Here is a 25,222-nt window from a genome sequence, read left to right as displayed (position 1 = left end):
GTCCTCGACAAGAAAAACTACCAGACGCTCAGGGGTCCAGCCATACAGCCCGGATCTGCTGACCACGTATCTGCAGAGCGGTGAAGCCAACAGCGTCCTCTCCCATCAGTCGGTCCCTGCGGCGGATTTCGCGTTGCCACTGCGGACATTCCTGATCGGCAACGAGGGCTTTCCGCTCGACATTTACAGATCCTACATCCGGAAGCTGCCCAGGCGATTCCAGGTTTCCCAGACGTCAGCCCAAGCAGATCAAGGTGTTGATTGAGGAGGACAAGATCGAATTTTCGGTCGAGAATGTCGAGCATCTGGAGGGCGAGGATCTCAAGGTCCTGTTCATTGCCTTAAATTTCGAGGTGTATCTGGCCGGTCCAGACAAATATACGATTGACGATCCGTTCCGGCAGACGCTCTTGAGCTCGGAACTATTCGACGCGCAAAAATTGAATGTGATCTCCGATATCGACCCTGCGTTCGTGTCTGCCAACGCCTCGCTTGCGTCTGCCTTCGCTGAGCTCGTAAACAAGGCCAACACAGCGACGGCACGTGCATTCCTCGGTGCTCTGGTGGCCGCCGTTCCCTACAAGATCAAGATTGTTCTGACTGACAACGGCATCCAGTTTGCCGATCTGCCGAAAAACCGCTCAGGGCCGACAGCTATCTGGCGCGGGCATCCGTTCGATCGAGCCTGCCAAGCCCACGATATCGAACACCGGCTGACAAAGCCGAAGCATCCATGGACCAACGGCCAGGTCGAGCGCATGAACCACACCACAAAGGACGCGACCGTCAAGCGCTTCCTTTATGACGACCATGATCAGCTGCGAACCCATCTCCAAAGCTTCATCGCAGCCTACAACTTCAAACGCCGTCTCAAGACCTTGAAGGGGCTCACACCCTACGAGTTCATCTCCAAACGATGGACAATAGAACCGGAAAGATTCATCATCGATCCGATCCATCAAATGCCGGGACTAAATACCTAGTGCCGGCGGCCGAGTGCATCAGCTTGCGGCCGCGGGACGCCATTTATTTGCTGCTTGTCTGGCTATTTGCTGCTTGTCTGGGCGTCGTCGAGAAGGCCGCTCGAGCGCTTGGCGACCATCTGCTCCAGCGTCATGTTGTCGAGTACCGAGGCGATCGCGTCGCGCACTTCCGTCATCGAATGGCGGATCTGGCAATCTTCCGGATGGTCGCAATCGTCGCAAGGCTCGAACGCCGTCTTGCTGGCGCAGCGGATGGGCGCGAGCGGACCGTCGAGGATTCGGACCGCCTGGCCGACATAGATCTGCGACGCAGGCTTGGACAGCGCATAACCACCGCCGGGTCCTTTTTTGGAGCGCAGCATACCGCCCTTGCGCAGTTCCAGCAGGATCGCATCGAGGAATTTCTTGGAAATGTTGTTCTGCTGGGCGATGTCGCTGACGAAGGCGGTCTTGCCGGGTTCAAGCTGTGCAAGGTGGACAAGCGCCTTGAGCCCGTATTTTCCCTTTTTCGTAAGCATCGAGGATCGATATTCCGCCTGTCTGGTGCCCTTCGCGGCGAGATCGCCGAAGGTTTGACACCGATACAGGACCGGCGTCAAAGGTTCAACGCCGGTTTGCTTGTCTCGGCGCTATTCTGCCGAAAGATCGCGCAACGTCCGGGGCAGCCTGTTCATGCATTCGGCCCCCGTTTCGGTGATCAGGAACTGATCCTCGATCATCAGCGCGCCGATACCCTGCCCGTAGAACGGCGTCTCCAGCGCCACCACCATGTTTGGCTGGATGATCTCCGGATTGCCGGCGGAGAAGAACGGCCATTCCTCGATGCCGACGCTGCCGCCGACCGAATGGCCGAAATGGCCGCGATCATATTCCGCGAAACCGTCGTTGCGCATCGAGGCGAGCATGGCCGCATGCACAGCGCCGAACGTATTGCCCGGACGAAGTTCACCGAGCCCGGCTGCGAAAGCGTTTTCCAGCGCCTTGAAGATTTCGCGCGACAATGGCGATGCAAGGCCATGGGTGAAGGTGCGTGCGCCGTCCGAGGAATAGCCGTCGACCAGCGTTCCGACATCGGCCTTGATAAGCGCGCCCGGCGTCACGACCGCTGACATGTCCGAAAGATCGGCGCCGACCGAGATGAAATCCCAGTGGCCGCTCAGCCCGAAGCCGCCTTCCGCCGCGGCTGCCTGGGCGCCCGCCTTCCAGGCGCAAGAGAGGTCGGTGAGCCGCGCGCCGGGTTTCACCGCCGCCGCCATGCGGACGAGTCCGGCCTCCGCAGCCTTGGCGGCACGACGCAGCCGCTCGATCTCGCGCAGCGTCTTGACGGCCCGCAGGCGGCGCAGCACGTCCGAGCCATCGGTCCAGGTCACCGTCGGCAAAGTCAGTTTCAGCGCCTCGAAATCGGCCGCCGGTATGAATTCCAGGTCTGCGCCGATCCGTGCCCGATCAAGGCCACGCTCGTTCAGCAGATCGCCGAGCAGGCCGAAACAGGCGGACCGATCGAACGTTTCCGGCCGAGGTCCGAAAGACCCGAGCCGGCGATAGGCGGCGTTGACCTGCTCGACGCTCTCGGCTCCCGTCAGATCGAGCATGTCGATCCAGACGCGATGGGTGCGCAGGTCCACCTCTGCCACAGCCTTGCGGATCGAGCCGGCGGCGTGGTCGCTGGCGATCGCGGCCAGACCGGTCGCGGCATCAGCCGGCACAAGCGCGATTGCGGCACCCGCCCTGCCCCACATGGTCGCGACACCGGCCGGCGCCCCCACCGCATACCGAAAGGCTTCGGGCTGGAAGATTACCAGGGCGTCGAGCCCGGCTTGCTCCATCAGGCGCTCTGCGTGGCGGCGGTCGATATCACTCATCGCATTCTCCAGATCCGTCTTTTCCCAAGGCCTTAGCCGGCCAGCGGCCAAATCGCCAGCGGTTGGAAAAAAATTCCTGAATGCCGCCATGGCGGCGAAGAGCATTCCCCGCCCGTGCCCAAAATCACCCTCCGCCACCCTTCCGGCTGAAAGCGACTGAGATATTCTCCGCCCGGTATACAATGGCTGAAAACGGCCGGCCTGATCCCTTTCCTGTTCCAAGGAGTTTCCGATGTCCGTTTCCCGCTTCGCCTCCGCCCCTGAAACTTCCTCGATCCCGGCCGATCTTCTTCGCCAGCGTTATGGATCGGATCAGCCGGCCGCGGCGGCGGAGTGGAACACGGCGCTCGAGGCGATCCTTTCGCACCGCTCCGTTCGCTCCTATCTGCCGAAACCGGTGCCTGAAAGCGTGCTGCAGCTGATCGTCGCGGCGGCCCAATCGGCGCCAACCTCCTCCAGCCTGCAGGCCTGGAGCGTCGTCGCGGTTGAGGACCCCGAGCAGCGGAAAAAGCTTGCCGGCCTCGCCTCGCCCAATCCGCAGATCATCTCCGCGCCGCTCTTTCTCGTGTGGATCGCCGATCTCTCGCGGTTGAGGAAAATCACCGCAAAACAGGGCAAGACCGGCGAAGGCCTCGACTATCTCGAAAGCTTCCTGCTGGCGACGATCGACGCGACGCTTGCCGCCCAGAATGCGCTGGTGGCGCTCGAATCGCTCGGTCTCGGCACCTGCTATATCGGTGGTATTCGCAACCATCCCGCCGAACTGGGCGAACTGCTCGGCCTGCCGTCGGAGGCCCTGGCGGTGTTCGGGATGACGGTCGGATATCCGGACCCGGCGGTCGAGACTGAGGTCAAGCCGCGCCTGCCGCAATCGGTCGTGCTTCATCGCGAGCAATATCAGGCAGCACCGGCGGAAGCGGATCTCGCCGCATACGATGACACGATGCGGTCCTTTCAGACCGACCAGGGCATGGCGGTGCGCGGCTGGACCAGCGTCGTCGCCAGCCGCATCGCCGACGCACCGGCCTTGAAAGGCCGGCACGTGCTGCTCGATGTGGTGCGACGGATGGGTTTCAAGGTGAAATAGGGGGCGAGGCAGGCCTCAATCCACGATCGGGACGATCTGGGCCGGGTCGATCTGCAGCCAGGCCGGAGCGCCGACCTGGAAGACATCGGCCGGCGGCGCCGCGACGCGGAACTGCAGCCCGCTGTCCTTCGGCTGGAAGACGTAGTCCCAGGTCTCGCCGAGGAACGCGGACTGCCGAACCAAGCCCTCGAGGTTGATGGCCTTGTCCTTGGGAGCCTCCGTCGCCGAAAGCTTCATCGCCTGCGGCCGGATCGAGACGGTGATCGGTCCGGAGCCCTTCACTTCCTCACCGATCAGGGCAAGCGGCACGCTGAAGCCGGCAAAGTCGATCATCTGGTTGCCGCAATTGCCCGAGAGGAAATTGGTGCGGCCGATGAAGCTCGCCACGAAGCGTGTCTTCGGCCGGCTGTAGAGCGCGTATGGGGTGTCGATCTGTTCGAGGCGGCCGTTGTTCATCACCGCGATGCGGTCGGAGGTCACCATCGCCTCGCCCTGGTCGTGGGTGACGTAGACCGAGGTGATCTTGAACTCGTCATGCATGCGCTTGATCTCGAAACGCATCTCTTCGCGCAGGTTTGCGTCGAGATTGGAGAGCGGCTCGTCGAGCAGCAGAACCGCCGGGCGGATGACGACGGCGCGGGCGAGCGCCACGCGCTGCTGCTGGCCGCCCGAGAGCTCGGCCGGATAGCGGTCGGCGAGATGGCTCATCCGCACGGTTTCCAGCACGGCGCCGACGCGTTTCCTGACCTCGTCGGAGGGCAATTTCCGCAGGTTGAGGCCGAAGGCGACGTTCTGCGAGACGGTCATGTTCGGCCAGATCGCATAGGACTGGAAGATCATCGACATGCCGCGCTTTTCCGGTGGCACGGAGCCGGAAGGCGCCGAGAGGATCTTGCCGTCGAGCTCGATCGAACCGGAGGTCGGGTCGATGAAGCCGGCGATCATCCGGAGCGTCGTCGTCTTGCCGCAGCCGGAAGGGCCGAGCAGCGAGACGAATTCCCCGGGCTTGATATGCAGGTCGAAATCGAGAACCGCATCAACGGCCCCGAAACGGCGACCGAGTTTCCTGAGGACAAGTCCGTCCATTAGCTTCTCCTCAACATGAAGTCGCGGCCGAGATATTTCATCCCGAGGGCGACGACTGCGACAATGATGATCAACAACAAAGAGCCCAGCGCCGCGAGCTTTTCGAGCTCGCCCTCCTCGCTGAGATCGAGCAGCACGACGGATACGACGCGCGTGGTGGGACCGACCAGGAAGATGGCGGTCGAGAGTTCCTGTGCGGCCGGCACGAAGATCAGCAACCATCCGCCGGCCAGCGTGCGCTTCAGGAGCGGTCCGACCACATGCCGCAGCGCCGTCACCCGCCCGCCGCCGAGAATGCGCACCGCTTCCTCCATTTCCGGATGAATGCTGCGCACGCCGGCCGAGCTGGTGGTGAAGGCGATCGGCAGGAAACGGGTGATGAAGGCAAGCGCCATGATCGTGTAGGTGCCATAAAGCGCGATCGGCGGCAGGGCGTAGGCCGCATAAAAGCCGATGGCGAGCACGATGCCGGGCACGACATAGGGCGAGACCGCCAGGAACGCGAGCAGGCCCGAGAAAGGGATCAGCCTGCGCTGGACGATATAGGCGATGAACAGCGCCAGCGTGATCGCGACCGTCGCCGCCACGATGCCGAGACCGATGCTGCCGACCAAAGCCTTTTGTGAACTCGAATGTTCAAAGAGCACATAGTGGAAATTTGAAAGCGTCAGGTTGCTGAACGAGAAGCCCGTGGTCCAGGAGTCCGAGAAGGCAGCGAGCAGCAGCACGAACATCGGCATCAGCACCGACAGCGCCACGACGCAGAAGCAATAGGCAAACAACACCCAGCGCCACCTGCCGAGCTTGACGATACGCCGCTCGCCGCCCTTGCCGCTGACCGACACATAACCCTTGCGGCGCAGGATCAGCTTCTGCAGCCCGAGCATCGCGGCGGTGATCAGCAGCAGCGGGATCGAATAGGCGGCCGCCACCTGGATCCGCAGCGGGAACGAGAAGAACTCGGTGAGCTGGATCACCACGACAGGATACCGCGCCGGGATCGAGATCAGCGCCGGCACCCCGTAGAGCGCGATTGCGCCGAGGAAAGAGAGGAGTGCTGCGCCGATGATCGCCGGCATGACGAGAGGGAACGTCACCTTCATCGCCGTCTTGAACGGCCCGGCGCCGAGGATGTTGGCGGCATCCTCCATCTCGGAATTGATCATCTCGAAGGCCGAGCTCACCAGCACGAAGACGAGGAAAAAGCCGCCGATCGCGGTGACCAGCACCAGTCCGCCAAAGGAGAAAATGTTGACCAGCGGTTCGGTCGAGCCGGAAAGGCTGTGCCAGACACGGTTGATCCAGCCGGTATTCGGGCCGGCGAGCAGGATCCAGCCGACGCCGGCGAGATAGGGCGGCATGATGAAGGCACCGAACACGCTGTAGCGCACGAAGTTGCGGCCCGGCATGTCGGTGCGGGTGCAGGCCCAGGCGAGCGGCACGCCGAAAGCCAGTTTCAGCACGACGACGACGGCACCCATCTTCAGCGTATTGGTGAGCGCCGTGATGTGGCGTTCCTTGCCATAGGCCTCGACATAGTTGTGAAGCGTCCAGCCGCCGGTCTTGGCGTCAGTGAAGCTGGAGACGACGAGCGTCCACATCGGCGCCACGATCAGCACGACCAGAATGCCGGCCAGGAATAGCCAGAGCAGATTGGCCGGCTGCAGCCGCTGGTGCCAGGGCACGCGTACCTTCACCGGCTGGTCTTCCGACCAGGTGGAGGCCGCGGGATGGGAAACACTCGTCATGATCGGCGCTCGCTTTGTCACTGGAGGCGTCGGAAACAGGTCACGCCAGCGGGCGTGATGGGCGGAGGCCAGCAGATGCCGGCCTCCCGGTTACGGTTCAGATCCCGAACGTGTCGCGGAACTTTTCCTGGACCTCGGGCAGCTTCCTGATGCCGTCGGCCGTCGCGATCGACTTCGTCTTGTAACTGCTGAGTGGACGCATGCCCTCTGCCAGCGGCACGCCGGCCCGAAGCGGGTAACGGTAATCCTTGGCGAAATATTCCGCGATCTCCGGCCCGAGCAGGAAGTTCTCGAACAGTCTCGCGGCATTCGGATGCGGCGCATCCTTCAAGATGGCGGTTGCCGAAGGCGGCAGCAGCGCGCCGTCGGTCGGATAGACGACACCGATCGGTACCTTTTTGAGAATCGAGTCCGACAGGATCAGCGGCAACGGCGCCAGCGCCAGCTTGCGTTCGCCCGAGGCGACGAGGTTATGACCATCGGCCACGGAGCGGCCGATCTGGGGCTTGTTCTTCTCGATATTCTTGAAGAAGTCCCAGCCGTAGAGATCGTTCATCAGCACCGTCCAGAGCCCGACGCTGCCGGAGAAGCTCGGATGGCCGATGGCGACCTGGCCCTTCCATTTCGGATCGGCAAGATCCGTCCAGTTCTTCGGGGCTTCCGCCTCGGTCACCAGCTTGGTATTGTAGGCGATGACAAGAGGCGAGACGCCCGACGTGATCCAGTAATTTTCCTTGTCGGCGAGCGACCGAAGCTCCGGCACCATGTCCTTGAGGTTTTCAGGGGCGAACTGGGCAAGCGCGCCCTGTTCCTTCAACTGCGCCATCTGGCCATCGTCATTGGTCGACATCAGGTCGCCCTGGACGGCCTTGGCCTGCAGTTCCTGCACGAGGCGCTGGAAGATGACCTGGCCGGAGGCGCGTACGACGTTGCATTCGACGCCGGCATATTTCTTCTTGAACAGGCCGCACATGCCGTCCGCGAACTCGGTGGTCGTCTGCGAGACGTACCAGGTGACCGAACCTTCCTTCTTGGCGGCGTCGTAGAGCTGCTTTTCGCTGGCCGTCATTTCAGCCGCACCGGCAAGACCGGCCGCCAGCAAGAATGCCGGAACCAGGCCGGCCACATAGGTCATGGCATGCTTCATCGTCTCTCCTCCCTTTGATCCGGCCCATCGCCGGCGATAAGCTCGACCCTCCCGAGCTTAAAAATTCACATTTCCCTTCCGCCGCAATCGATCCCGGAGGCGATGTTCCTCATCATTCGCCGGGGATCAGCTGGCGTTCCACCGGGCGCATCAGCGCCAGGAAGTCGCTGAAATATTCACCCTGGATGACGACGTGGTTGCGCATCGCATCACGGGCGCGGGCGTCGTCTCGGTCCCGGATTGCGGCAAGCACCTCCTCGTGCTCGGACAGCGAACTGTTGACGCGCCCGGGCACCCGCAGCTGCAGGCGCCGATAGGGCTTCAGCCGCCGCTGCAGCGCATGGGCGTTCTCGGCGAGGAACCCGTTGCCGCTCGCCTCGTAGATCAGCCGATGGAATTCCGCATTGGCATAATAATAATCGTCGGAATTGCCGGCCTGCTGAGCCGCGGCGCAGGCGGCTTGCGCCCCTTCGAGCAGTTTCAGCTGTTCCGGGCGGATGCGGCGGGCGGCAAGCCGGGCGCACATCGCCTCCAGTTCACCCATCACCTCGAACATTTCGACAAGCTCGGTGATCGTCAGCTGGGTGACGAAGGCGCCGCGATTGGGCACCATCTTGACGAGGCCCATGGTGCTGAGCTGGATCAGCGCCTCGCGCACCGGCGTGCGCGACACCTGATGGCGGGTCGCAAGCCCTGCCTCGTCGAGCCGGTCGCCGGGGGAATAGAAGCCGGTGACGATATCCTGCTCGATCGCATCACGAACGCTCGGTTTGCCCTGCTTGCCTTTGAGCTGCACGTTCATGGGCTTATCCTGCCGATGCGGCCGCCGCAAAACGCGGCTCCGCCTGTTGGGTTTCGTCGTCCTGTTCCGCGAGATAACGCACGGCGGAAATCGCGGCCGTCACGCCGTCGCCGGCGGAGGCTGCCAAATGCGCAACCGAACGCGTGCGGATGTCGCCAGCCGCGAAAATGCCCGGAACCGACGTCTGCATGTCGAGATCGACGACAATCCGGCCATCCGCCGCGAGCGTGACCGATTGGCCGAGGAATGCGGTATTGGGTTCGAGCCCGACATAAACGAAGACGCCGTGACAGGGGAGATCGCTCTCCGCGCCCGTCGACAGATCGCGGACAGTTATGGCGCTGACGCCGCCGTCACCGCGGATCGCGGTGACGATCGTGTTTGATCTTACTTCGATATTGGAGGCTTCCCGCGCTTTCGCCTGCAGGGCAGCGGAGGCAGTGAGACGTGAACCGTGATGGATAATGGTGATGCGAGCGGCATGCGGGACGAGCGCCAAAGCCTCATCCAGCGCCGAATCTCCGCCGCCGATGATGCACACGTCTTTGCCGCGCATCAGCGGCCCGTCGCAGGAAGCGCAATGGGACACGCCGCGGCCTTCGAATTCCGCTTCGCCCGGAATGCCGAGCGTGCGCTTGGCCGAGCCGGCGGCGATGACCACTGCGCCTGCCGTCAGATCGAGATCGGCGCCAGCGATGCGGAAACCGGTATCCGTCTTCGAAATTGTCTCGATCGTATCAAGCGCAAATTCGACGCCTGCCTCGTCCGCCTGCATCTGCAGCATCGGGCCGAGTTCGAAACCGGACATACCCTCGGCAGGCCCCGGAAAATTGTCGATGCGGTCGACATTGATCACCTGGCCGCCGGCGCCGAGCATGTCGACGATCATCGTGCGCGCGCCGTGGCGGGCAGCGGCGATGGCGGCATTGAGCCCCGCCACGCCGGCGCCGATCACCACGATGTCGTAATCGTTGGCGCTCATCGTCAGCGCCAATCGTCGACGGAAACGGTGGTGCGGTAATGCGCGCCGTAAATCTGCCAGTAGCCGTTGGACTCGCCGCCGACGACCACGACATTGATGTCCTGCGGGCGGAAGATGTGGATGAGTTCGTCCTTGCCGGCCTTCAGCTTGCCCGCCATCGGCTCCTCGCCGAAGGTGGCGCGCGGATAGATATAATTCTGGACGAGCTGCAGGTCCCAGTAACGGCCGGCCGGCATCTGCGCCGTCTCGTAGATGAAGTCGAGCAGGTCTTGCTTGTTCCCGAAGCTGCCGCGATCGATGAACTGCCGGGCGCAGATCGGGTCGAGCACCAGGGTCGGCGCGGTGATCGCATCGGTGCCGAGCAGCATGTCGCGCACGTGCTCGCGCCAATATTCCTTGCGCAGGCCGAGGCTGAAGGTCGTGGAACGGCAGCCGTGGAAGATGCTGACGGTGCTCGCCTTGGCGTCGAAACCCTTCTGCACATGCAGCGGCTCCCACGGGCTGCGCTCCTCGTTTTCCGCAAAGGTGAGGTTGTTGTAGGTATAGTTGTTGCCGAGCGACCCCATGAAGGTCTCGCCGACGACCGAGCCACCCTGCAGGTTCTGCGACAGGAGCCCGAAGGCCCGACCGATCGTGGCATTGGCGTGGCTATAGGGGCCGAGCGCGCCGACGCCGCAGTTCATGCCGATCTCGTTGCGAACAGGCCCGTTGACGACGGCCATCGCCGCCGCCGAAGAAGAGGTCGATCCCCGCGCGGAGACTTGTGCTGCCGCCAGCGCCAGGATGACCGGGAAATATTCAGGCGACGCGCCGGCCATGACGGCGTTCACGGCGACCTTCTCGACCGTATATTCCCACAGGCCGCGATTGGTGGTTGGCTGCATATGGCCGACGACCTCGTCCGGCTTTCGACTTGTGCCGGCCAGCATGTCCGCGACGCGGGCGTCGGTCGGCAGGATGATCGGCAGCTTGTCGGTCCAGTTGTTGCGCAGGAAAGCTGCGTGGAGATTGTCCTCCGTGTCCGGCTCAATCAGGCGCGGCGTGTTGCGCTCGAACTGCGTATCCTCGGCACTTGTCGAAAGGCCGACGGTCAGGGCCTCGATGATTTCCTTCATCACCGGCTTGCCGCTGATCGGATCGATGCCTTCCACATAGGCCCGCAGCTCTTCCGGTGTCTTTCCCATCACCGGCTGCGGCACGAAGACCAGCGGCTGCTGCGAAAGCCCGCCCATCTTCGCCACCGAGCGAACCACCTTGTCGAATTTCTCGGTATGGATCGCCGCGGTCGGCACGCCGTATTTGGTTTCGAGCGTGATCGCGTGGGTGGTGACGGCTGGCGCGCAGGTGCTGCAATGGCCGACGCCGATGATCGCGGCATGGCCGTTCGCCTTGATCTCTTCCCAGAGCTGCGGGTCATCCTTGGAATAGGTGTTCGCCATCTGGCGGATCCGTACGTCCACGGACGGCATGTTGCGTTCAAACCAGGCCTCGACCTCCTTCAGGAGTTCGACGGAATCGTCAAAGCGGCTGTCGACGAGATAGACGACCTTGCCGTCGAGGCTGGCGGGTCGGTCGGCCGGCTGCTTGCGGCTGACTTTCGGCGGATAACCCATCGGGTTGTGGACGGTGACGAGCGGCTGAGCGCTCTGCGGCTTTCCCTGTTGCAACATCCCATTTCCTCCCGAAATGATCCGTGCTCGTATGCAATTCATAGTCCACGCGTATACATCAGCCGTCAAGTCCTAAAATCGCCGCCGCCTATTTTGCAGCCACTGCAGGCTCGAAAATTCCGGAAAACCGATCGCGCAGTATATTCTTCTGGACCTTGCCCATCGTGTTTCGCGGCAGTTCGGCCATGAACGTCACTTTTTTCGGGCGCTTATAGCCCGCCAGACGGCCGTCGAGCGCCTTGACGACCTCCTGTTCGGTCAATTGGGCACCTGATTTCAGGACGATCGCGGCGACGATGCCCTCACCGAAGTCCGGATGGTTGACACCGAAGACGGCGCTTTCGGTGACGCCCGGCATGGCGTCGATCTCCATCTCCACCTCTTTCGGGTATACATTATAGCCACCGGTGATGATGAGGTCCTTGCCGCGCCCGACGATATGCAGATAACCGTCGGTATCCACCTTGCCGAGATCGCCGGTGATGAAGAAGCCGTCCTTGCGGAATTCCGCGGCGGTCTTTTCCGGCATACGCCAGTAGCCCGAAAACACGTTCGGGCCGCGCACCTCGATCATGCCGATCTCCTCCGTGCCGAGGGAAGTGCCCGTTTCGGGGTCAGTGATCCGCACCTCGACGCCCGGCAGCGGGAACCCGACCGTGCCGGCGACACGCCGACCGTCATAGGGGTTCGAGGTGTTCATGTTGGTCTCGGTCATGCCGTAACGCTCGAGGATGGCGTGACCGGTGCGCGCCTGCCATTCCGCGTGGGTTTCGGAAAGAAGCGGCGCCGATCCGGAAACGAAGAGGCGCATATGGGCGGTGCTGTCCCTGTTGAGCCCCGAATGCTGCAGCAGGCGGGTATAGAAGGTCGGCACGCCCATCAGCACAGTCGCCTTCGGCATCGCCTCCATGATCTTGTTCGGGTCGAATTTCACCTGGAAAATCATCGAGGCGCGCGAGGCGAGCACGACGTTGGTGGCGACGAAAAGCCCGTGCGTGTGGAAGATCGGCAGCGCGTGGATCAGCACGTCCTTGTCGGTGAAACGCCAGCTGTCCACCAGTGACGTGGCGTTCGACAGGAGATTGTCGTGGCTGAGCATGGCACCCTTGGAACGCCCCGTCGTGCCGGACGTATAGAGGATCGCGGCGATATCCGCCCCTCCCCGCGCCGAGGTTTCGGCAATCGGCGTGGCAATGGCGGCGGCGTCCGTCAAAGTCCCCTGCCCCGTGGGATCGAGCGTCAGGATCTTCGCGCCGGCCGCCTTGGCGATCGGCTGCAGCGCCTCGACTTTCGAGGGATCGCAGACGAAAATCGAGGGCTCGGCGTCGGTGAGGAAATATTCGATTTCCGCGGGTGTATAGGCGATGTTGAGCGGCAGGTAGATGCCGCCTGCGCGGACCGTCGCCAGATAGAGCGCCAGGGCCGCGACCGATTTTTCCGCCTGGACGGCGACCCGGTCGCCCGGCTGCAGGCCGGCTGCAAGAAGGGCTCCGGCAAGCCGCGCGCATTGATCGGCGAAGGTGCGGTAGCTCATGGCGCCGACCGTTTCGTCCGTCAGGAGCAGCCGGTCCTCCCGGTCGAGCCCGCCGAGCAGCGCGTCATAGAGATTACCAGCCATTAAAACACCTCCTGGGAAACCGGTTGGGCCAATTTGCGCAGCGCCGGCGTGGCTGCGATATGGCCGTTTTCGGCATAAGCCTCATGGTTCTTTTCGATTTCGCCGAGCCGGTAGCGATAGTTGACCATCAGGCCGCAGGACTGGCGCATGCCCTTCGGCGATCGGTCGCCGAGAAAATTGAGCCGCTCGGCCTGCGCGCCGTTGCCGAGATGGAACCGCGCCACCGGATCGACCGGCCGGCCATTGCCGCGCCGGACGTTCAACAGGTAGTGCGCCCCGAGCGGCAGCATGGCGCGCTGGATCTGGTCGAGTTCGTGCTCGCCGGCAGATGCCCAATCACCTTCAAGTCTGGCGATAAGCCGCTGCTTTTCTCGGGTGATTTCTTCGCTGTCGGTTACGCGGCTTTCGCCGCGCAGCCAGGCCCCGAAGCCCGGGATGGGCGATAGCGTCACAAAATTTTCGAGCCGCGGAAGGTCGCGCTTCAGATCGTTCACCACCTGTTTGATGAGGAAGTTGCCGAGCGAAATGCCGGCAAGGCCGCGCTGGCAGTTGGAAATCGAATAGAAGACGGCCGTCGTCGCCTGCTGCACTTCCAGCGGCTGGCGGTCGCGGGCGAGAAGCGCGTCGACCGAAGCCGGCAGATGGTCGGTCAGCGCCACCTCGACGAAGATCAGCGGCTCGTCTTCCAATTGCGGGTGGAAGAAGCCGAAGCAACGGCGGTCGGCCGGCGCCAATCGCCGGCGCAGATCGTCCCAGCCGTCGATATCGTGCACGGCTTCATAGCGGATCAGCGCCTCGAGGATATTGGCGGGCGTGGTCCAGTCGATCGATCGCAACATCAGGAAGCCCCGGTTGAACCATGAGGAGAAGAGATGGCAGAAATCGAGGTCGACCGGCTGCAGCGCCGGCTCCTTGGACAACATGTCCATCAGATGTTCACGCATCTCGACCAGCGTCGCCGTGCCGCGCTTGGCGAAATTGATGCGGCGGAAAAGCTCCTGCCGGCGCGGTTCGGCCGCCTCGTGCAGCCTCGCAATATTCTCTGCGCTCGGCTCGCTGTTATAGGCGGCGGCCGCGGCATCCAGAACCGTGCGGTCGGGGCCAAAACGGTCGAGCAGTGCTCGCATGAACACGTCGCGGTCCGGGGCGCTTGCCTGGCGGTAGGCTTCGAGGAAGGCTTCGGCGAGAATGGCGCCGGAGACTTCGCCGCGACGCGACAGGATCATTTCGGCAAGGCCGGTGAGATCGCGGTTCTGCAACGGCGGCGATGACAGGCCGAACAAGGCCCGGCCGCGGCCGGACAAGGACTGGATCAGCTCGCCGATAAACGGTGGAGCGTCCCACCAGCCGAAAACTGGATCCCTGTTGCTCATCTCTTTTCTCCTACCCATTCATTGCATACAGCAGATAGAGGATCGTATGCAAGTCAAGGCATGAGGCTTGACGCCTTCGGCGTCATTCCATTGCGAGGATCAGGTTGCGCACGACGGGATAGATTTCCTTCTCCCACCGGCGTCCGCTGAAGACGCCATAATGCCCGACATTGGCCTGCAGGTGGTGGCGGCGCAGATGCGGCCGCAGCGAGCGACAGAGGTCGTGCGCGGCCGAAGTCTGGCCGAGCCCGCAGATATCGTCGCGTCCGCCCTCGACGGTCAGAAGCGCCGTGGCGTGGATATGGTTCGGATCCACCTTCCGGCCATGATGGGTGTAGGTGCCGCTCGCCAGCTCCGCCCTCTGGAACACCCGGTCGATCGTCTCGATGTAGAATTCCTCGGTCATGTCGAGCACGGCGAAATATTCGTCGTAGAAATGCTTGATCTTGTTTGCCTCAGCCGTCTCGCCCTTGGCGAGATGCCTGTAGAGCTTGCGATGCGCCTCGACATGGCGCTCCATGTTCATGCTCATGAAGGCGACGAGCTGCAGGAAACCGGGATAGACCCGCCGTCCACTGCCCGGAAACCCCATCGGTACGCCGGTTATCAGTTCGCTCTTGAACCACGCCAGCGGCTTCGAGACCGCAAGTTCGTTGACCTTGGTCGGGCTCTCGCGGGTATCGACCGGTCCGGCCATCAGCGTCATGGTGCGCGGGGTCGCCGGGTTCTTCGCCTCCGACATCACCGCGACGGCGACCAGCGCCTGGACGCAGGGCTGGCAGACGGCGAGGATATGCCCGCGCGGACCGATCTCCTCAAGGAAACGGATGATATAGTCGACATAATCGTCCATGCCGAAACGGCCGGCGGCCGTGGAAACGTCCCGCGCATTGGCCCAGTCGGTGACATAGACGTCATGGTCCTTCAGCAGCGTCTGGACGGTACCGCGCAGCAGCGTCGCGAAATGGCCCGACAGCGGCGCGACCACCAGCACCCGCGGGCGGGGCGTATCGACGTCGGCGACGAAATGCAGCAGGCGGCCGAAGGGCAGGTCGAGCGCCGTTTCCACGGCGATCGGCACGTCGCGATTGCCGATCGTGACCGAGGTGATCTCGAACTCCGGCCGCTCGTGGGAGATCTTGAAGCGGGACATCAATTCCAATGCTGCTGCGGCATGCCGGCCCGTTTCGGTGCCGGCGCCGAAGAATAGGGTGGAGGACATCAGTTGCAGGCGTCGGGCCAGGTCCCGCATCGGGGCGAGGAGGTCATCATGAAATTGATAGGCCTGATAGAGCATGAACATGACCCCGCGCGCCGCCAAAATGCGGCAGTGCAAAAATGCTAGTGCAATATGTCTCGCGATGCGAGAAGATTGTCACAGGACGCACGGTTGTCCGGCAGGAGTTTCGAGCGATGGCACAAGCGACACTGACGATTTCGTCGAAAAACTATTCCTCGTGGTCGCTTCGTGGATGGCTGCTCTGCCGCCTGGCAGGCCTTGATTTCGAGGAAGTGCTGGTCGAGATGAACGATGATGCGCGCCAGGAACTGCTGCTCCTGTCGCCCTCCGTGCTGGTGCCGCGGGTGACTCACGACGACGTCATCGTCTGGGATACGCTGGCGATCGCCGAATACCTGAACGAAATCACCCCTGACGCCGGTCTCTGGCCGGCCGACATCGCCGATCGCGCCCGCTGTCGTGCGGTCTCGGGTGAAATGCATTCGGGCTTCCACAATCTCCGCTCCGCCCTGCCGATGAACCTCAAGGCGCGGCATGAGCGGTTCAAGATCTTTTCGGGCGCCCGGCCGGATGTCGAGCGGGTCAGGACGATCTGGACCGAGTGCCTGGAGGCGAGCGGCGGCCCGTGGCTGTTCGGTAAGAAACCAACGGTGGCGGATGCCATGTATGCGCCGGTCTGCAGCCGTTTCCGTACCTACGCGGTCGAGCTCTCGCCGAAGCTTGCCGCCTATGCGGAAATGGTCCTTGCCTGGCCGCTGATGCTCGAATGGACCGAAGGGGCGCTTGCGGAACCGGACGAAATCGTCGAGTTGGAAGTGGAATTCTAGACCACGAAAGACATATCGGACATCATGAGCTCGAAACCTTACGATCCCGGCGAAGACGGCGCGGAAATGTCTTTTCGCGAGAAGATGTCCTATTCCGACTACCTGCATCTCGAAAAGGTGCTCGACGCGCAGGCGCCGATTTCGGCGGCGCATGACGAACTGCTGTTCATCATCCAGCACCAGACGTCCGAACTGTGGATGAAGCTTGCGATCCACGAGATCACCTCGGCGATCGAGGCTATCCGCAATGACGATCCGCAGCCAGCCTTCAAGATGCTAACCCGCGTCGCCCGCATCTTCGAACAGCTCAACAATGCCTGGGACGTGCTGCGCACCATGACGCCCAGCGAATATACGGAATTCCGTGCCTCGCTCGGCCAGTCCTCCGGCTTCCAGTCCTATCAATACCGCGCAATCGAGTTCCTTGCCGGCAACCGCAACGTCGCGATGCTCGGGCCGCATGCGCATCGGCCCGATATCATCGAGATGCTGGAGGGCATCCTCGCCCGCCCGAGCCTCTACGACGAGGCGCTGATGCTGCTTTCCCGGCGCGGGTTCGATATCGGCGAGGACGCGGCCAGAACCGGCTGGCGCACAAAACGCATCGAGAACAAGCAGGTGCTGGAGGCCTGGAAACAGGTCTATAGCGCGCCCGGCACCTATTGGGAGCTTTACGAACTCGCCGAAAAGCTGGTCGACTTCGAGGACTATTTCCGCCGCTGGCGATTCAATCACGTCACCACGGTGGAACGGGTGATCGGCTTCAAGCGTGGTACCGGCGGCACGTCGGGAACGTCGTATCTCAAGAGGATGCTGGAGGTCGAACTGTTTCCCGAACTCTGGCGGGTGCGCACCGTCCTATAAGCCGCGCGAAGCTTGGACCTGCCGGTTGGCGATCTTCTCGAGCCGAGTTATGCTGGGTCAAACGCGAGGAGCCGATGCGGACGAAGGGACGAAACGGATTTCGGATGTTTCGATGCGGCATGGCCGGCGTGCAGGCGGTCGTGGCCCGCTCCGACCACCATTTCGCCCGTCACACCCATGACCAGTACGGCATCGGCGTGATCGAGAGCGGCGCCCAGAAGTCCGCAAGCGGACGCGGTCCGGTGGAAGCCGGACCGGGCGACGTCATCACCGTCAACCCTGGCGAAGTCCATGACGGCGCGCCGATCGGCGACGAGGGCCGTTTCTGGCAGATGCTCTATTTCGATCCGAACGTGATAGCCGGCGCGGCCGCGGATATCCGCCAGGGCCGGCCTGGCGAGTTCGAATTTGCCGATCCGGTGCTGCGGCAACCGCCACATGCCGCGACCATGCGGCAGCTGTTCACCGCGATGACCGTCGAGCAAGCCGGCGCCGAACTCCGCCGCCAGGAATTGCTGCTGACGTTGTTGGCCGAGGTGATGCGGGAGGTGCCGGAGCCGAAACCGGTGCCGCGAGGGATCCGGGCAGCGCGCGAGCGGATTGATGACGATCCGGCCAAAGCGGTCAGCCTTGCCGACCTGGCAGGCCCCGCAGGCGTCAGCCAATTCCAGCTCCTGCGCGCTTTTGACAAGGCGACGGGGTTCACTCCGCATGCCTACCTGATCCAGCGGCGCATCCAGCTGGCGCGAAAGCTGATCGCCGGCGGGACGGGACTTGCGGAGGCGGCGCTGGCCAGCGGCTTTGCCGACCAGAGCCACATGACCCGCATCTTCACCCGCAGTTTCGGGCTTTCCCCACAGCTTTATGCGGTTGCGGTGCGTTGACGTGCAGCAGCTTTCGCGGAGGAAGACGGATGACGCTTGCCCTCTGTTGCGGGAGTGTTAGGCTTTTCTTCGGATATCCATCTGACACCGGGAGGGCTTAGACCATGTCCGCATGCTTCAGATATATCGTCAACGATGTAAAGGCGGCGATCGATTTCTACACCGCACACCTCGGCTTCAAGCTCGAGATGCACCCTGCCCCGCCCTTCGCGGAAATTTCACGCGGCGACATGCATCTCTATCTGTCTCAGCCGAACCCGCGGGGCGGCGGCGGTGCGCCAATGCCGTCCGGAGAGCAGCAGGCACCCGGCGGCTGGAACCGCATCCATCTGACCGTTAAGGATCTGGATGGGATGGTCGAGCGCCTGAAACTGGCCGGCTGCAGCTTCCACAACGAGATCATCCAGGGGACGGGCGGCAAGCAGATTTTACTGGAGGATCCGTCCGGAAACCTGATCGAACTGTTCGAGCCGAACACGCCCGCCTATCGCGCGCCCGGCTCAGGCACCAAGACCGCCGGCGGTTGACGAACTCAGGCCATCGCCAGATCGAAGACGTGGTGGTGGATATGGCCGTCGAACATGTCCAATAGGCCCTTGGTCATGTCTCGGCTTTGGTAACGCACCGGCGATTCGAGCGCCGCGGCCAGTGCCTCGCGGCTTTCGTACATGGTCGACAGCACCATCGGATAGAACGGTGCGCCTTCGTCGCGCTCGATATTGTAGAGCACGCGCACTTCCCTGATGCCCGGAAAAGCAAGCCACATCGGCATCAACTTCTCGGCCACATAGGACTTGAAGGCATCCTCCTGGCCGGCATGGATCATGCCTTCGAAAAAGGCCTGACGGATGATCATCTCGTTTCTCCGGCTCACTTTTGCGCTGCGCAATTCCGGACGGAAAACCGCTTCACACTTTTCCTGGAATTGCTCAATTGACGGTGGTCGGCGGCTTTTCGCCGGCGAAGTGTGCGGCGATGTTGGCAAGCACCAGCTCCCCCATGGCGACGCGGGTTTCGACGGTGGCGCTGCCCTGGTGCGGCATCAGCACCGTGTTCGGCGCGGTGAAGAAATCCTCGCGGATGCGGGGTTCGTCGAGATAGACGTCGAGACCGGCTGCACCGATCGTGCCGTCGTTAAGGGCGGCCAGCAGCGCGTTCTCATCGACAACGCTGCCGCGGGCGATATTGATCAGGATACCTTTCGGTCCCAGCGCCTTCAGAACCTCGGCATTGACGATGTCCTTCGTCTGCGCATTCGCCGCGACGATGACGCACAGCACGTCGCTGTCTTCCGCCAAGGCCACCGGCGAGGCACAGGACTTCCACGTCGTGTCCTTGACCGGCGAGCGGTTCCAGAAGCGCACGTCCATGCCGAAGGCTTCGGCGCGGCGGCCGAAGGCCTTGCCGATCTGGCCGAGGCCGAGAATGCCGACACGCTTGCCCTTCGGGCTGTTGCCGAGAGGAAATCCTTGGGCACCCCACTTGCCGGCACGCACGAATGCGTCGCCCTTGGCGATATGGCGCAGCACGCCGAGCATCAGCGCGATGCCCATGTCGGCAACATCGTCGGTCAACACTCCAGGCGTGGTGGTGACGTCGATATTGCGGCTGCGGGTGAACTTGAGATCGACCTTGTCGGTGCCGACGCCGTTGATGGCGATGACGCCGAGCGACGGCAGCTTCTCGATCCACTCGTTGGAAAGGCCGGTGCTGCCGCCGGTTGCGACAGCGCGGATGTTCTGCAACGCCGCTTCCAGCGTTTCCTTCTGCGCCGGGTCATACAGCCGATGCGCGGTATAGGCGGCGTCGAGCTGGTCTTCGATGAACTGCATCATCGGTTCCACAAGCAGGATATCGGGTTTCATGTCCGGAACTCCTTAAATTTCAATAGTTGACAGCAGCGTCTAAGAGATCTGTCCGAGGAAGATCTTCAGGCGCTCGTTCTTGGGATTGCCGAAGAATTCTCCCGGAGCGGCGGTTTCGAGGATTTCGCCGCGGTCCATGAAGATCACCCGGTCGGCGACCTGGCGGGCGAAGCCCATTTCGTGGGTGACGCAGAGCATGGTCATCCCCTCTTTGGCAAGGTCAATCATGGTGTCGAGCACTTCCTTGACCATTTCCGGATCGAGCGCCGAGGTCGGCTCGTCGAACAGCATGATCTTCGGGTTCATGCACAGCGCCCGGGCGATCGCCACGCGCTGCTGCTGACCGCCGGAAAGCTGGGCGGGATATTTTTCCGCCTGTTCGGGAATGCGCACCCGCTCCAGGTATTTGCGGGCGATCTTTTCGGCTTCGACTTTCGAAATGCCCCGCACCTTAATCGGTGCCAGCGTGCAGTTCTCCAGGACGGTCATATGCGGGAAGAGGTTGAACTGCTGGAAGACCATGCCAGTCTCCTGGCGGACGATATCGACGTTCTTGCCGCCGGCGGTCAGGTCATGGCCGTCGACGACGATTTTGCCCTTCTGGATCGTCTCCAGCTGGTTGATGCAACGGATCAGCGTCGACTTGCCGGAGCCGGAAGGGCCGCAGATGACGATCCGCTCCCCCCGGTTGACCGACAATTCGACGTCCTTCAGCGCGTGAAAGCCGCCATACCACTTGTTGACGCCTTCCATCCTGACGGCAAGTTCGGAAGTTCCTCGCGTGGCCGCGGCCGATGCGTTTGCGTTCACCTCAGTCGTCATGAGGAACTCCTTTTCGATCTCAGTTCTGGGCGTGGTTCTGGTCTTACTTGGCGTTGGCGACGAAGTCCGGCAGCGGCGCGCCGAGCCACTTTTCATGGATATTGCCGAGCTCGCCATTGGCCTTGACCTTGGCGATGAAGGCGTTGACAGCCGTCAACAGCTCGGTCGAGCCCTTGCGGACGGCAATGCCCTGAACCTGCTGGCTGAGCTGCAGCTTCTGGGTGAAACGGCCGGGAGCTGCCTTTTCGATCTGGGCGGCAACAACGTTCGAGACGCCGATCAGCTGAACCTGGCCTGACAGCAGGGCCTGCACGGCGCTGGCATCGTCATCGAAACGCTGGATCTTGGCATCCTTCGGAGCGATCTTGGTGACGCCGGTATCCTGCGTCGAGGCGCGGGCAACACCGATCGTCTTGCCCGACAGGTCTTCCGGCTTGGAGACCTCGGTCGCCTTGGCGCCGAACACGCCGATCGAAATACCGGCATAGGGCTGCGAGAAGTCGACGCTCTTGGCGCGCTCTTCGGTAATGCCGAGCGAGGCGACAAGCAGGTCAACCTGGTTGCTCTGCAGATAGGGAATGCGGTTCGGGCCGGTAACCGGAACGATCTGCACCTTCACGCCGAATTCCTTGGCGAGCAGCTTTGCCACGTCGGCGTCATAACCGTCCGGCTCGTTCGAGGTGTTCATGATGCCGAAGGGCGGGAAGTCGACCAGCATGCCGATCTTGACGGTGCCTGCGGACTTGATGCTTTCCACGGTCTGTGCCGATGCGGTGGAGGCGCCTGCGCCCATCATCAGGCCTGCGCCGATGACGGCCATAACCATGCGTCTAGAAATATTCATGTTCCTACCCTTTTCTGTTGTGCCGGCTTTCCTCCCTCCGGCTCGGGTCCCGTCAACGTGCCGTTGCGCGGGAAAATCTGAGTTCCATGCGTCGTGCCAGCACCGAAAGCGGCCAGCAGAGGACGAAATAGACCGCGGCCACCGTGCCGAACACCATGAACGGGCTGAATGTCGCATTGTTGATGATCTGGCCCTGGCGGGTGAGCTCGGTAAAACCGATGATTGCCGCAAGCGAGGTGCCCTTGATGAGCTGCACCAGGAAGCCGACCGTCGGCGCCACCGCGATCTTTAAGGCCTGCGGCAGGACGATGTAGCGCATCCGGTTGTAGTAGCGCAGGCCGAGCGCGGTCGCGGCTTCCCGCTGGCCGGGCGGCACCGCTTCGATGCAGCCGCGCCAGATTTCGCCGAGGAAGGCGCTCGCATGCAGGGTGAGCGCGACGGTTGCCGCAAGCCAGGGATTGATGGCAAAGCCGAGGATGTTCATGCCAAAGAACACCAGGAAGAGCTGCATCAAGAGCGGCGTTCCCTGGAAGACGCGGATGAAGCCGGTGGCGATCAGCCGCGGCAGCTTCGCATCCGAGACACGCAGCAGCGCGATCAGCAGGCCGCCGATACCCCCGCCAGCGAAGGCGATCGCCGACAGTGCGATCGTCCATTGCGCGGCGAGCACGATGATCCAGAATTCGTTGATGCCGAAAGGTCTGATCAATGGCATGGCCAGGCTCCTATCGGCTCAACGGATATTTGAAGGCAGCCTTCTCGATCATCGAGAAGATCGTAGAAAAACCGACCGACATGACGAGATACATGATCGTGATGACGATATAGACTTCGAAGCTCGCGAAGGTCTGCGACTGCAGATTGTTGCCGGCGGCGGCAAGGTCGTCGGCCGATATCGCCGAAACGACGCTCGAGGTCAGCATCAGGTAGATGAACTGGCTGGTCAGCGACGGATAGACGGTGCGCAGCGCCGGCTTCATGATGATGTAGCGGAAGACCTGCAGCTTCGAGAGGCCGAGCGCCGTGCCGGCTTCGATCTGCCCCTTCTGGATCGACTCGATGCCGGCGCGGATGATTTCCGTGCCGTAGGCGCCGAAATTGACGACTAGTGCCACGAGCGCCGCGCTGTTCGGGGTCAGAAAAATCCCGAGCGACGGCAGGCCGAAGAAGATGAAGAAGATCTGCACCAGGAACGGCGTGTTGCGGATGATCTCGATATAGGCGTCGATGACCCAGCGCAGCGGCGCGATACCGGAGGTCTTGCCCGCGGCACAGGCGATCGAGACGATCAAGCCGATGATCATCGCTGCCACCGAAAGCTGGATCGTCAGCCAGGCGCCGAGCAGAAGCTGGTCGAAACCCGCAAATACGGGCTCGAAATTGAAAGCGTACAACTTGGGACCTCCCCAATGATGTCGAAAGAGCGCCACTCCTCTGCGGCGCCTTTCCATTTAGATCGATCTAAAAGCTTTTCATCCGGACGTCAACCGGAAGCTGGCGGATTGTTGTCAGGCGAAATGGCGATCGGCCCGCAGGACTGGCGGATATGTAAAACCGTTTCATTCACGACCCTCCGAGCCGGGCGGATGGGATCGGGCAGCCGGTCGAGGAGAAGCCTGGCGGCATTCGCACCGATGGTCACGGGTGCGGTGGAAACGGAGGTGAGCCTCGGCCGCATCGCCTCCGCGTCCGTCACGTCGTCGAAACCGATCAGCGAAAAATTCTCGCCGACCTTCAGGCCCCGGTCGTAGAGGCCGGCGGAAAGGCCGAGTGCGATCACGTCGTTGAAGCAGATCACCGCCGTCGGCTGCTCGTGCTCGTCGAACAAGAGATGCGCCGCGTCGGCGATTTCGCCGATCTGGTTCGGTACACGTACGATCATGCTCGGATCGAGCCCGCGCGACTGCATGGCGTCGCGAAACCCTTCGACACGCTCGCGATAGGCGGAATGGATCGGCCCCTGGACGGCAAACGCGATCGTCCGGTGGCCGAGCGAGGCCAGATAATCAACCGCCTGGCGCATCCCGGCCGCATAGTCGGCCCCGGCATAATCGACTTCTTCGGAGATCTGGCGGAGCACCTGCACCAGCGGCAGGTCCCATTCGGCAAGCTGGTGAAGAAATGCAGGCTCGGTGCCAGCCGCCGGGCAGACGATGACGCCATCGACGCCGTGCTCGCGCATGCGCCGCATCACCATGTCCTGCCGTTCGACCAGATCGCCGCTATTGGCGAGGATCACCACCATGCCGGCCGAATCGATCCCTGCCTCGATGCCGGACAGCAGTTCGGCGAAGAACGGGTTCGTCAGATTGGGCACGATGACGCCGACCGTGTGGCTGCGTTCGGCCCTCAGCCGCGCGGCCCCCATGTTGTAGACATAGCCGAGCTCGCGCATCGCCTCCTCGACCCGCGCCCGCGTCTCGGTGCCGACCAGCGGGCTCTTGCGGATGACGAGCGAGGCGGTGGCGCGGGACACATTGGCGCGCCGCGCTACGTCGAGAAGCGTCACACGACTTTTCTTTTTGTCTTCGAATGGCATAGATATCACTTAGCAGAGGTGAAATCCGAATACCAGTGAACGGCATAGACAGGAAAAACAATAGGTTAGGCAATGGCTCCGACGCGTTCATTTTGCGTTGCCGCCCAAGTTGCCCCGGAGGCCCCTTACTGCTTTCTGCCGCGGATTGCCCATGCTCTCACCCGAAGCGGGATGGACCCGTCCTCTGCCGTCGGCAGATTTTCCTGGAGCTTTTCCCGCAGCTTTTCTCGTTCGGCCGTCTTCAGGTTGGCGCAGTAACCGGGTGCGGGGCCAGCACCCAGCGTGAATGGATGCCAGAAGTCGTCGAAATTCTGGAAGCGTGTGGGCGCTTCGATCTTCGTCGCCTCCACGTGGGAAAGCCCGGCTCGGTGAGCGAGATCGGTTAATCCCTCAAGTGTGCAGAAGGGGAAGCGTCGATCTTCGGTAAGGTCGCGTGCGCCTGGATCCAGTTCTGTCGCAGCCGTCCAGAAAGCCCGCATGAATTCCACTCCACCGCCTGGATAATCCCAGACGTAGAAGGCTATGGTGGCTTTGGTGCGCGCAGTCCGCTGCATTTCCAGAAGCGCCTTTTCGCGGTCTGGTATGAAGTTCAAAGCCAGGCCTGAGACGATCATGTCCCTGGTGCCCGATGGAATTGACAGGGCTTCGCCATTGCCGATTTGAAATTCCACGCGCGGATCGGCGATCGTCGAGCGAGCCTTCTCCAGGAACCCTTCGGACGGATCGACGGCGATAAGGGATTTCGGATTGGTATCCGAAAGGATGCGGCCGCTCAACGCGCCTGTCCCGCAGCCGACCTCCAGCCAATCAAGATCATCGTCGGGTTCAAGCCACTCGATGAAGCGCGGCGCAATCTGCCGGCTCCAACGCCCCATGTAGATTTCGTAACTGTCGCCCGCCTGCCATGCGTCGTGACGTGAAGCGCCTGCCATCGTGTCCACCCATGGATTGTGAATATCCGCCTATTCATATCATTCTG

Annotated in this window: 24 protein-coding genes and 1 pseudogene; 6 read left to right on the top strand and 19 right to left on the bottom strand. The window is 62.3% G+C overall.

Features of this window, described 5'->3' with window-relative positions; translation table 11 throughout:
- Nucleotides 1-539 precede the first annotated feature (539 nt).
- Nucleotides 540-983, top strand: a pseudogene (locus C5J24_RS32430) (integrase core domain-containing protein); the annotation flags it as partial.
- Nucleotides 984-1,045: 62 nt separating this feature from the next.
- Here C5J24_RS32430 and C5J24_RS20435 read toward each other — a convergent pair.
- On the bottom strand, nucleotides 1,046-1,501 hold the full coding sequence (locus C5J24_RS20435; RefSeq protein WP_105420592.1) for an Rrf2 family transcriptional regulator: 456 nt from the start codon (nucleotides 1,499-1,501) through the stop codon (nucleotides 1,046-1,048).
- A 111-nt stretch (nucleotides 1,502-1,612) separates the two neighbouring features.
- Nucleotides 1,613-2,845: a Xaa-Pro peptidase family protein gene (locus C5J24_RS20430; protein ID WP_105420590.1), complete on the bottom strand. Its 1,233-nt coding sequence runs from the start codon at nucleotides 2,843-2,845 to the stop codon at nucleotides 1,613-1,615.
- 232 nt (nucleotides 2,846-3,077) lie between these two features.
- Here C5J24_RS20430 and C5J24_RS20425 point away from each other — a divergent pair, with 232 nt between their 5' ends.
- Entirely contained in the window at nucleotides 3,078-3,932 is an 855-nt protein-coding gene (locus C5J24_RS20425; protein ID WP_105420459.1) for an NADPH-dependent oxidoreductase, read from the top strand.
- Between the two features lie 15 nt (nucleotides 3,933-3,947).
- On the opposite strand, the gene C5J24_RS20420 is transcribed toward C5J24_RS20425, so the two are convergent.
- From C5J24_RS20420 to C5J24_RS20380, 9 genes are all read right to left on the bottom strand, one after another.
- Nucleotides 3,948-5,018 (bottom strand): ABC transporter ATP-binding protein, encoded by a 1,071-nt coding sequence (locus C5J24_RS20420; protein WP_105420457.1) that lies wholly within the window; start codon nucleotides 5,016-5,018, stop codon nucleotides 3,948-3,950.
- Nucleotides 5,018-6,766: an iron ABC transporter permease gene (locus C5J24_RS20415; RefSeq protein ID WP_105420455.1), complete on the bottom strand. Its 1,749-nt coding sequence runs from the start codon at nucleotides 6,764-6,766 to the stop codon at nucleotides 5,018-5,020. Before C5J24_RS20415 ends, C5J24_RS20420 begins: the two co-directional genes overlap by 1 nt.
- A gap of 97 nt (nucleotides 6,767-6,863) precedes the next feature.
- Nucleotides 6,864-7,913 carry an ABC transporter substrate-binding protein gene (locus C5J24_RS20410; RefSeq protein WP_105404931.1) on the bottom strand — a complete coding sequence of 350 codons (1,050 nt, stop codon included), beginning with the start codon at nucleotides 7,911-7,913 and terminating at the stop codon, nucleotides 6,864-6,866.
- Nucleotides 7,914-8,025: 112 nt separating this feature from the next.
- Nucleotides 8,026-8,715 (bottom strand): GntR family transcriptional regulator, encoded by a 690-nt coding sequence (locus tag C5J24_RS20405; RefSeq protein WP_105420453.1) that lies wholly within the window; start codon nucleotides 8,713-8,715, stop codon nucleotides 8,026-8,028.
- 4 nt (nucleotides 8,716-8,719) lie between these two features.
- Nucleotides 8,720-9,697: an NAD(P)/FAD-dependent oxidoreductase gene (locus tag C5J24_RS20400; protein ID WP_105420451.1), complete on the bottom strand. Its 978-nt coding sequence runs from the start codon at nucleotides 9,695-9,697 to the stop codon at nucleotides 8,720-8,722.
- Between the two features lie 2 nt (nucleotides 9,698-9,699).
- Nucleotides 9,700-11,367: a hypothetical protein gene (locus C5J24_RS20395; RefSeq protein ID WP_105420449.1), complete on the bottom strand. Its 1,668-nt coding sequence runs from the start codon at nucleotides 11,365-11,367 to the stop codon at nucleotides 9,700-9,702.
- Between the two features lie 88 nt (nucleotides 11,368-11,455).
- On the bottom strand, nucleotides 11,456-12,985 hold the full coding sequence (locus C5J24_RS20390; RefSeq protein ID WP_105420447.1) for a malonyl-CoA synthase: 1,530 nt from the start codon (nucleotides 12,983-12,985) through the stop codon (nucleotides 11,456-11,458).
- A complete protein-coding gene (locus C5J24_RS20385) occupies nucleotides 12,985-14,358 on the bottom strand; it encodes a malonyl-CoA decarboxylase (protein WP_105420445.1) in 1,374 nt (457 codons plus the stop codon). The genes C5J24_RS20390 and C5J24_RS20385 overlap by 1 nt, the downstream gene beginning before the upstream one ends.
- A gap of 82 nt (nucleotides 14,359-14,440) precedes the next feature.
- A complete protein-coding gene (locus C5J24_RS20380; protein WP_105420588.1) occupies nucleotides 14,441-15,655 on the bottom strand; it encodes a polyhydroxyalkanoate depolymerase in 1,215 nt (404 codons plus the stop codon).
- 116 nt (nucleotides 15,656-15,771) lie between these two features.
- On the opposite strand from C5J24_RS20380, the gene C5J24_RS20375 reads away from it, so the two are divergent.
- The 4 genes from C5J24_RS20375 to C5J24_RS20360 all read left to right on the top strand — a co-directional run bounded on the left by C5J24_RS20375 (nucleotide 15,772) and on the right by C5J24_RS20360 (nucleotide 18,700).
- The gene (locus C5J24_RS20375; RefSeq protein WP_105420443.1) at nucleotides 15,772-16,425 is read left to right on the top strand and encodes a glutathione S-transferase; all 654 of its coding nucleotides are present in this window, start codon (nucleotides 15,772-15,774) and stop codon (nucleotides 16,423-16,425) included.
- 24 nt (nucleotides 16,426-16,449) lie between these two features.
- Nucleotides 16,450-17,289, top strand: coding sequence for a tryptophan 2,3-dioxygenase (gene kynA / locus C5J24_RS20370; RefSeq protein WP_105420441.1), 840 nt, complete (start codon nucleotides 16,450-16,452; stop codon nucleotides 17,287-17,289).
- 74 nt (nucleotides 17,290-17,363) lie between these two features.
- Complete coding sequence (locus tag C5J24_RS20365) at nucleotides 17,364-18,173, top strand: AraC family transcriptional regulator (protein WP_105420439.1); 810 nt, start codon at nucleotides 17,364-17,366, stop codon at nucleotides 18,171-18,173.
- A 104-nt stretch (nucleotides 18,174-18,277) separates the two neighbouring features.
- Complete coding sequence (locus C5J24_RS20360) at nucleotides 18,278-18,700, top strand: VOC family protein (RefSeq protein WP_105420437.1); 423 nt, start codon at nucleotides 18,278-18,280, stop codon at nucleotides 18,698-18,700.
- Nucleotides 18,701-18,705: 5 nt separating this feature from the next.
- Here the strand turns inward: C5J24_RS20360 and C5J24_RS20355 are convergent, their stop codons facing one another.
- The 8 genes from C5J24_RS20355 to C5J24_RS20320 form a co-directional block, all read right to left on the bottom strand.
- A complete protein-coding gene (locus C5J24_RS20355; RefSeq protein WP_105420435.1) occupies nucleotides 18,706-19,029 on the bottom strand; it encodes a hypothetical protein in 324 nt (107 codons plus the stop codon).
- Between the two features lie 73 nt (nucleotides 19,030-19,102).
- Entirely contained in the window at nucleotides 19,103-20,008 is a 906-nt protein-coding gene (locus tag C5J24_RS20350; protein ID WP_172724077.1) for a 2-hydroxyacid dehydrogenase, read from the bottom strand.
- A 69-nt stretch (nucleotides 20,009-20,077) separates the two neighbouring features.
- Nucleotides 20,078-20,860, bottom strand: coding sequence for an amino acid ABC transporter ATP-binding protein (locus C5J24_RS20345; RefSeq protein ID WP_105420431.1), 783 nt, complete (start codon nucleotides 20,858-20,860; stop codon nucleotides 20,078-20,080).
- A 43-nt stretch (nucleotides 20,861-20,903) separates the two neighbouring features.
- Complete coding sequence (locus tag C5J24_RS20340) at nucleotides 20,904-21,704, bottom strand: transporter substrate-binding domain-containing protein (protein ID WP_105420429.1); 801 nt, start codon at nucleotides 21,702-21,704, stop codon at nucleotides 20,904-20,906.
- 52 nt (nucleotides 21,705-21,756) lie between these two features.
- Complete coding sequence (locus C5J24_RS20335; protein WP_105404968.1) at nucleotides 21,757-22,413, bottom strand: amino acid ABC transporter permease; 657 nt, start codon at nucleotides 22,411-22,413, stop codon at nucleotides 21,757-21,759.
- Between the two features lie 16 nt (nucleotides 22,414-22,429).
- On the bottom strand, nucleotides 22,430-23,098 hold the full coding sequence (locus C5J24_RS20330; protein WP_105420427.1) for an amino acid ABC transporter permease: 669 nt from the start codon (nucleotides 23,096-23,098) through the stop codon (nucleotides 22,430-22,432).
- Between the two features lie 89 nt (nucleotides 23,099-23,187).
- Nucleotides 23,188-24,243, bottom strand: coding sequence for a LacI family DNA-binding transcriptional regulator (locus C5J24_RS20325; RefSeq protein WP_105420425.1), 1,056 nt, complete (start codon nucleotides 24,241-24,243; stop codon nucleotides 23,188-23,190).
- A 125-nt stretch (nucleotides 24,244-24,368) separates the two neighbouring features.
- Nucleotides 24,369-25,175 (bottom strand): class I SAM-dependent methyltransferase, encoded by an 807-nt coding sequence (locus C5J24_RS20320; protein WP_105420422.1) that lies wholly within the window; start codon nucleotides 25,173-25,175, stop codon nucleotides 24,369-24,371.
- Between the last annotated feature and the right edge of the window lie 47 nt (nucleotides 25,176-25,222).

Source organism: Neorhizobium sp. T25_27, from assembly GCF_002968565.1.
Taxonomy (GTDB): Bacteria; Pseudomonadota; Alphaproteobacteria; order Rhizobiales; family Rhizobiaceae; genus Neorhizobium; species Neorhizobium tomejilense.
This window is presented reverse-complemented; position numbering and strand designations above follow the sequence as displayed.

Excerpts from the sequence above, each read along its gene's own strand:
- C5J24_RS20425 (WP_105420459.1), top strand. The coding sequence starts at position 3,078 with ATGTCCGTTTCCCGCTTCGCCTCCGCCCCTGAAACTTCCTCGATCCCG.
- C5J24_RS20395 (WP_105420449.1), bottom strand. The coding sequence starts at position 11,367 with ATGTTGCAACAGGGAAAGCCGCAGAGCGCTCAGCCGCTCGTCACCGTC.
- C5J24_RS20355 (WP_105420435.1), bottom strand. The coding sequence starts at position 19,029 with ATGATCATCCGTCAGGCCTTTTTCGAAGGCATGATCCATGCCGGCCAG.
- C5J24_RS20340 (WP_105420429.1), bottom strand. The coding sequence starts at position 21,704 with ATGAATATTTCTAGACGCATGGTTATGGCCGTCATCGGCGCAGGCCTG.
- C5J24_RS20415 (WP_105420455.1), bottom strand. The coding sequence starts at position 6,766 with ATGACGAGTGTTTCCCATCCCGCGGCCTCCACCTGGTCGGAAGACCAG.
- C5J24_RS20435 (WP_105420592.1), bottom strand. The coding sequence starts at position 1,501 with ATGCTTACGAAAAAGGGAAAATACGGGCTCAAGGCGCTTGTCCACCTT.
- C5J24_RS20430 (WP_105420590.1), bottom strand. The coding sequence starts at position 2,845 with ATGAGTGATATCGACCGCCGCCACGCAGAGCGCCTGATGGAGCAAGCC.
- C5J24_RS20380 (WP_105420588.1), bottom strand. The coding sequence starts at position 15,655 with ATGCTCTATCAGGCCTATCAATTTCATGATGACCTCCTCGCCCCGATG.
- C5J24_RS20350 (WP_172724077.1), bottom strand. The coding sequence starts at position 20,008 with ATGATGCAGTTCATCGAAGACCAGCTCGACGCCGCCTATACCGCGCAT.
- C5J24_RS20410 (WP_105404931.1), bottom strand. The coding sequence starts at position 7,913 with ATGAAGCATGCCATGACCTATGTGGCCGGCCTGGTTCCGGCATTCTTG.
- C5J24_RS20320 (WP_105420422.1), bottom strand. The coding sequence starts at position 25,175 with ATGGCAGGCGCTTCACGTCACGACGCATGGCAGGCGGGCGACAGTTAC.
- C5J24_RS20345 (WP_105420431.1), bottom strand. The coding sequence starts at position 20,860 with ATGACGACTGAGGTGAACGCAAACGCATCGGCCGCGGCCACGCGAGGA.
- C5J24_RS20405 (WP_105420453.1), bottom strand. The coding sequence starts at position 8,715 with ATGAACGTGCAGCTCAAAGGCAAGCAGGGCAAACCGAGCGTTCGTGAT.
- C5J24_RS20375 (WP_105420443.1), top strand. The coding sequence starts at position 15,772 with ATGGCACAAGCGACACTGACGATTTCGTCGAAAAACTATTCCTCGTGG.
- C5J24_RS20360 (WP_105420437.1), top strand. The coding sequence starts at position 18,278 with ATGTCCGCATGCTTCAGATATATCGTCAACGATGTAAAGGCGGCGATC.
- C5J24_RS20390 (WP_105420447.1), bottom strand. The coding sequence starts at position 12,985 with ATGGCTGGTAATCTCTATGACGCGCTGCTCGGCGGGCTCGACCGGGAG.
- C5J24_RS20325 (WP_105420425.1), bottom strand. The coding sequence starts at position 24,243 with ATGCCATTCGAAGACAAAAAGAAAAGTCGTGTGACGCTTCTCGACGTA.
- C5J24_RS20385 (WP_105420445.1), bottom strand. The coding sequence starts at position 14,358 with ATGAGCAACAGGGATCCAGTTTTCGGCTGGTGGGACGCTCCACCGTTT.
- C5J24_RS20400 (WP_105420451.1), bottom strand. The coding sequence starts at position 9,697 with ATGAGCGCCAACGATTACGACATCGTGGTGATCGGCGCCGGCGTGGCG.
- C5J24_RS20365 (WP_105420439.1), top strand. The coding sequence starts at position 17,364 with ATGCGGACGAAGGGACGAAACGGATTTCGGATGTTTCGATGCGGCATG.
- C5J24_RS20420 (WP_105420457.1), bottom strand. The coding sequence starts at position 5,018 with ATGGACGGACTTGTCCTCAGGAAACTCGGTCGCCGTTTCGGGGCCGTT.
- kynA (WP_105420441.1), top strand. The coding sequence starts at position 16,450 with ATGAGCTCGAAACCTTACGATCCCGGCGAAGACGGCGCGGAAATGTCT.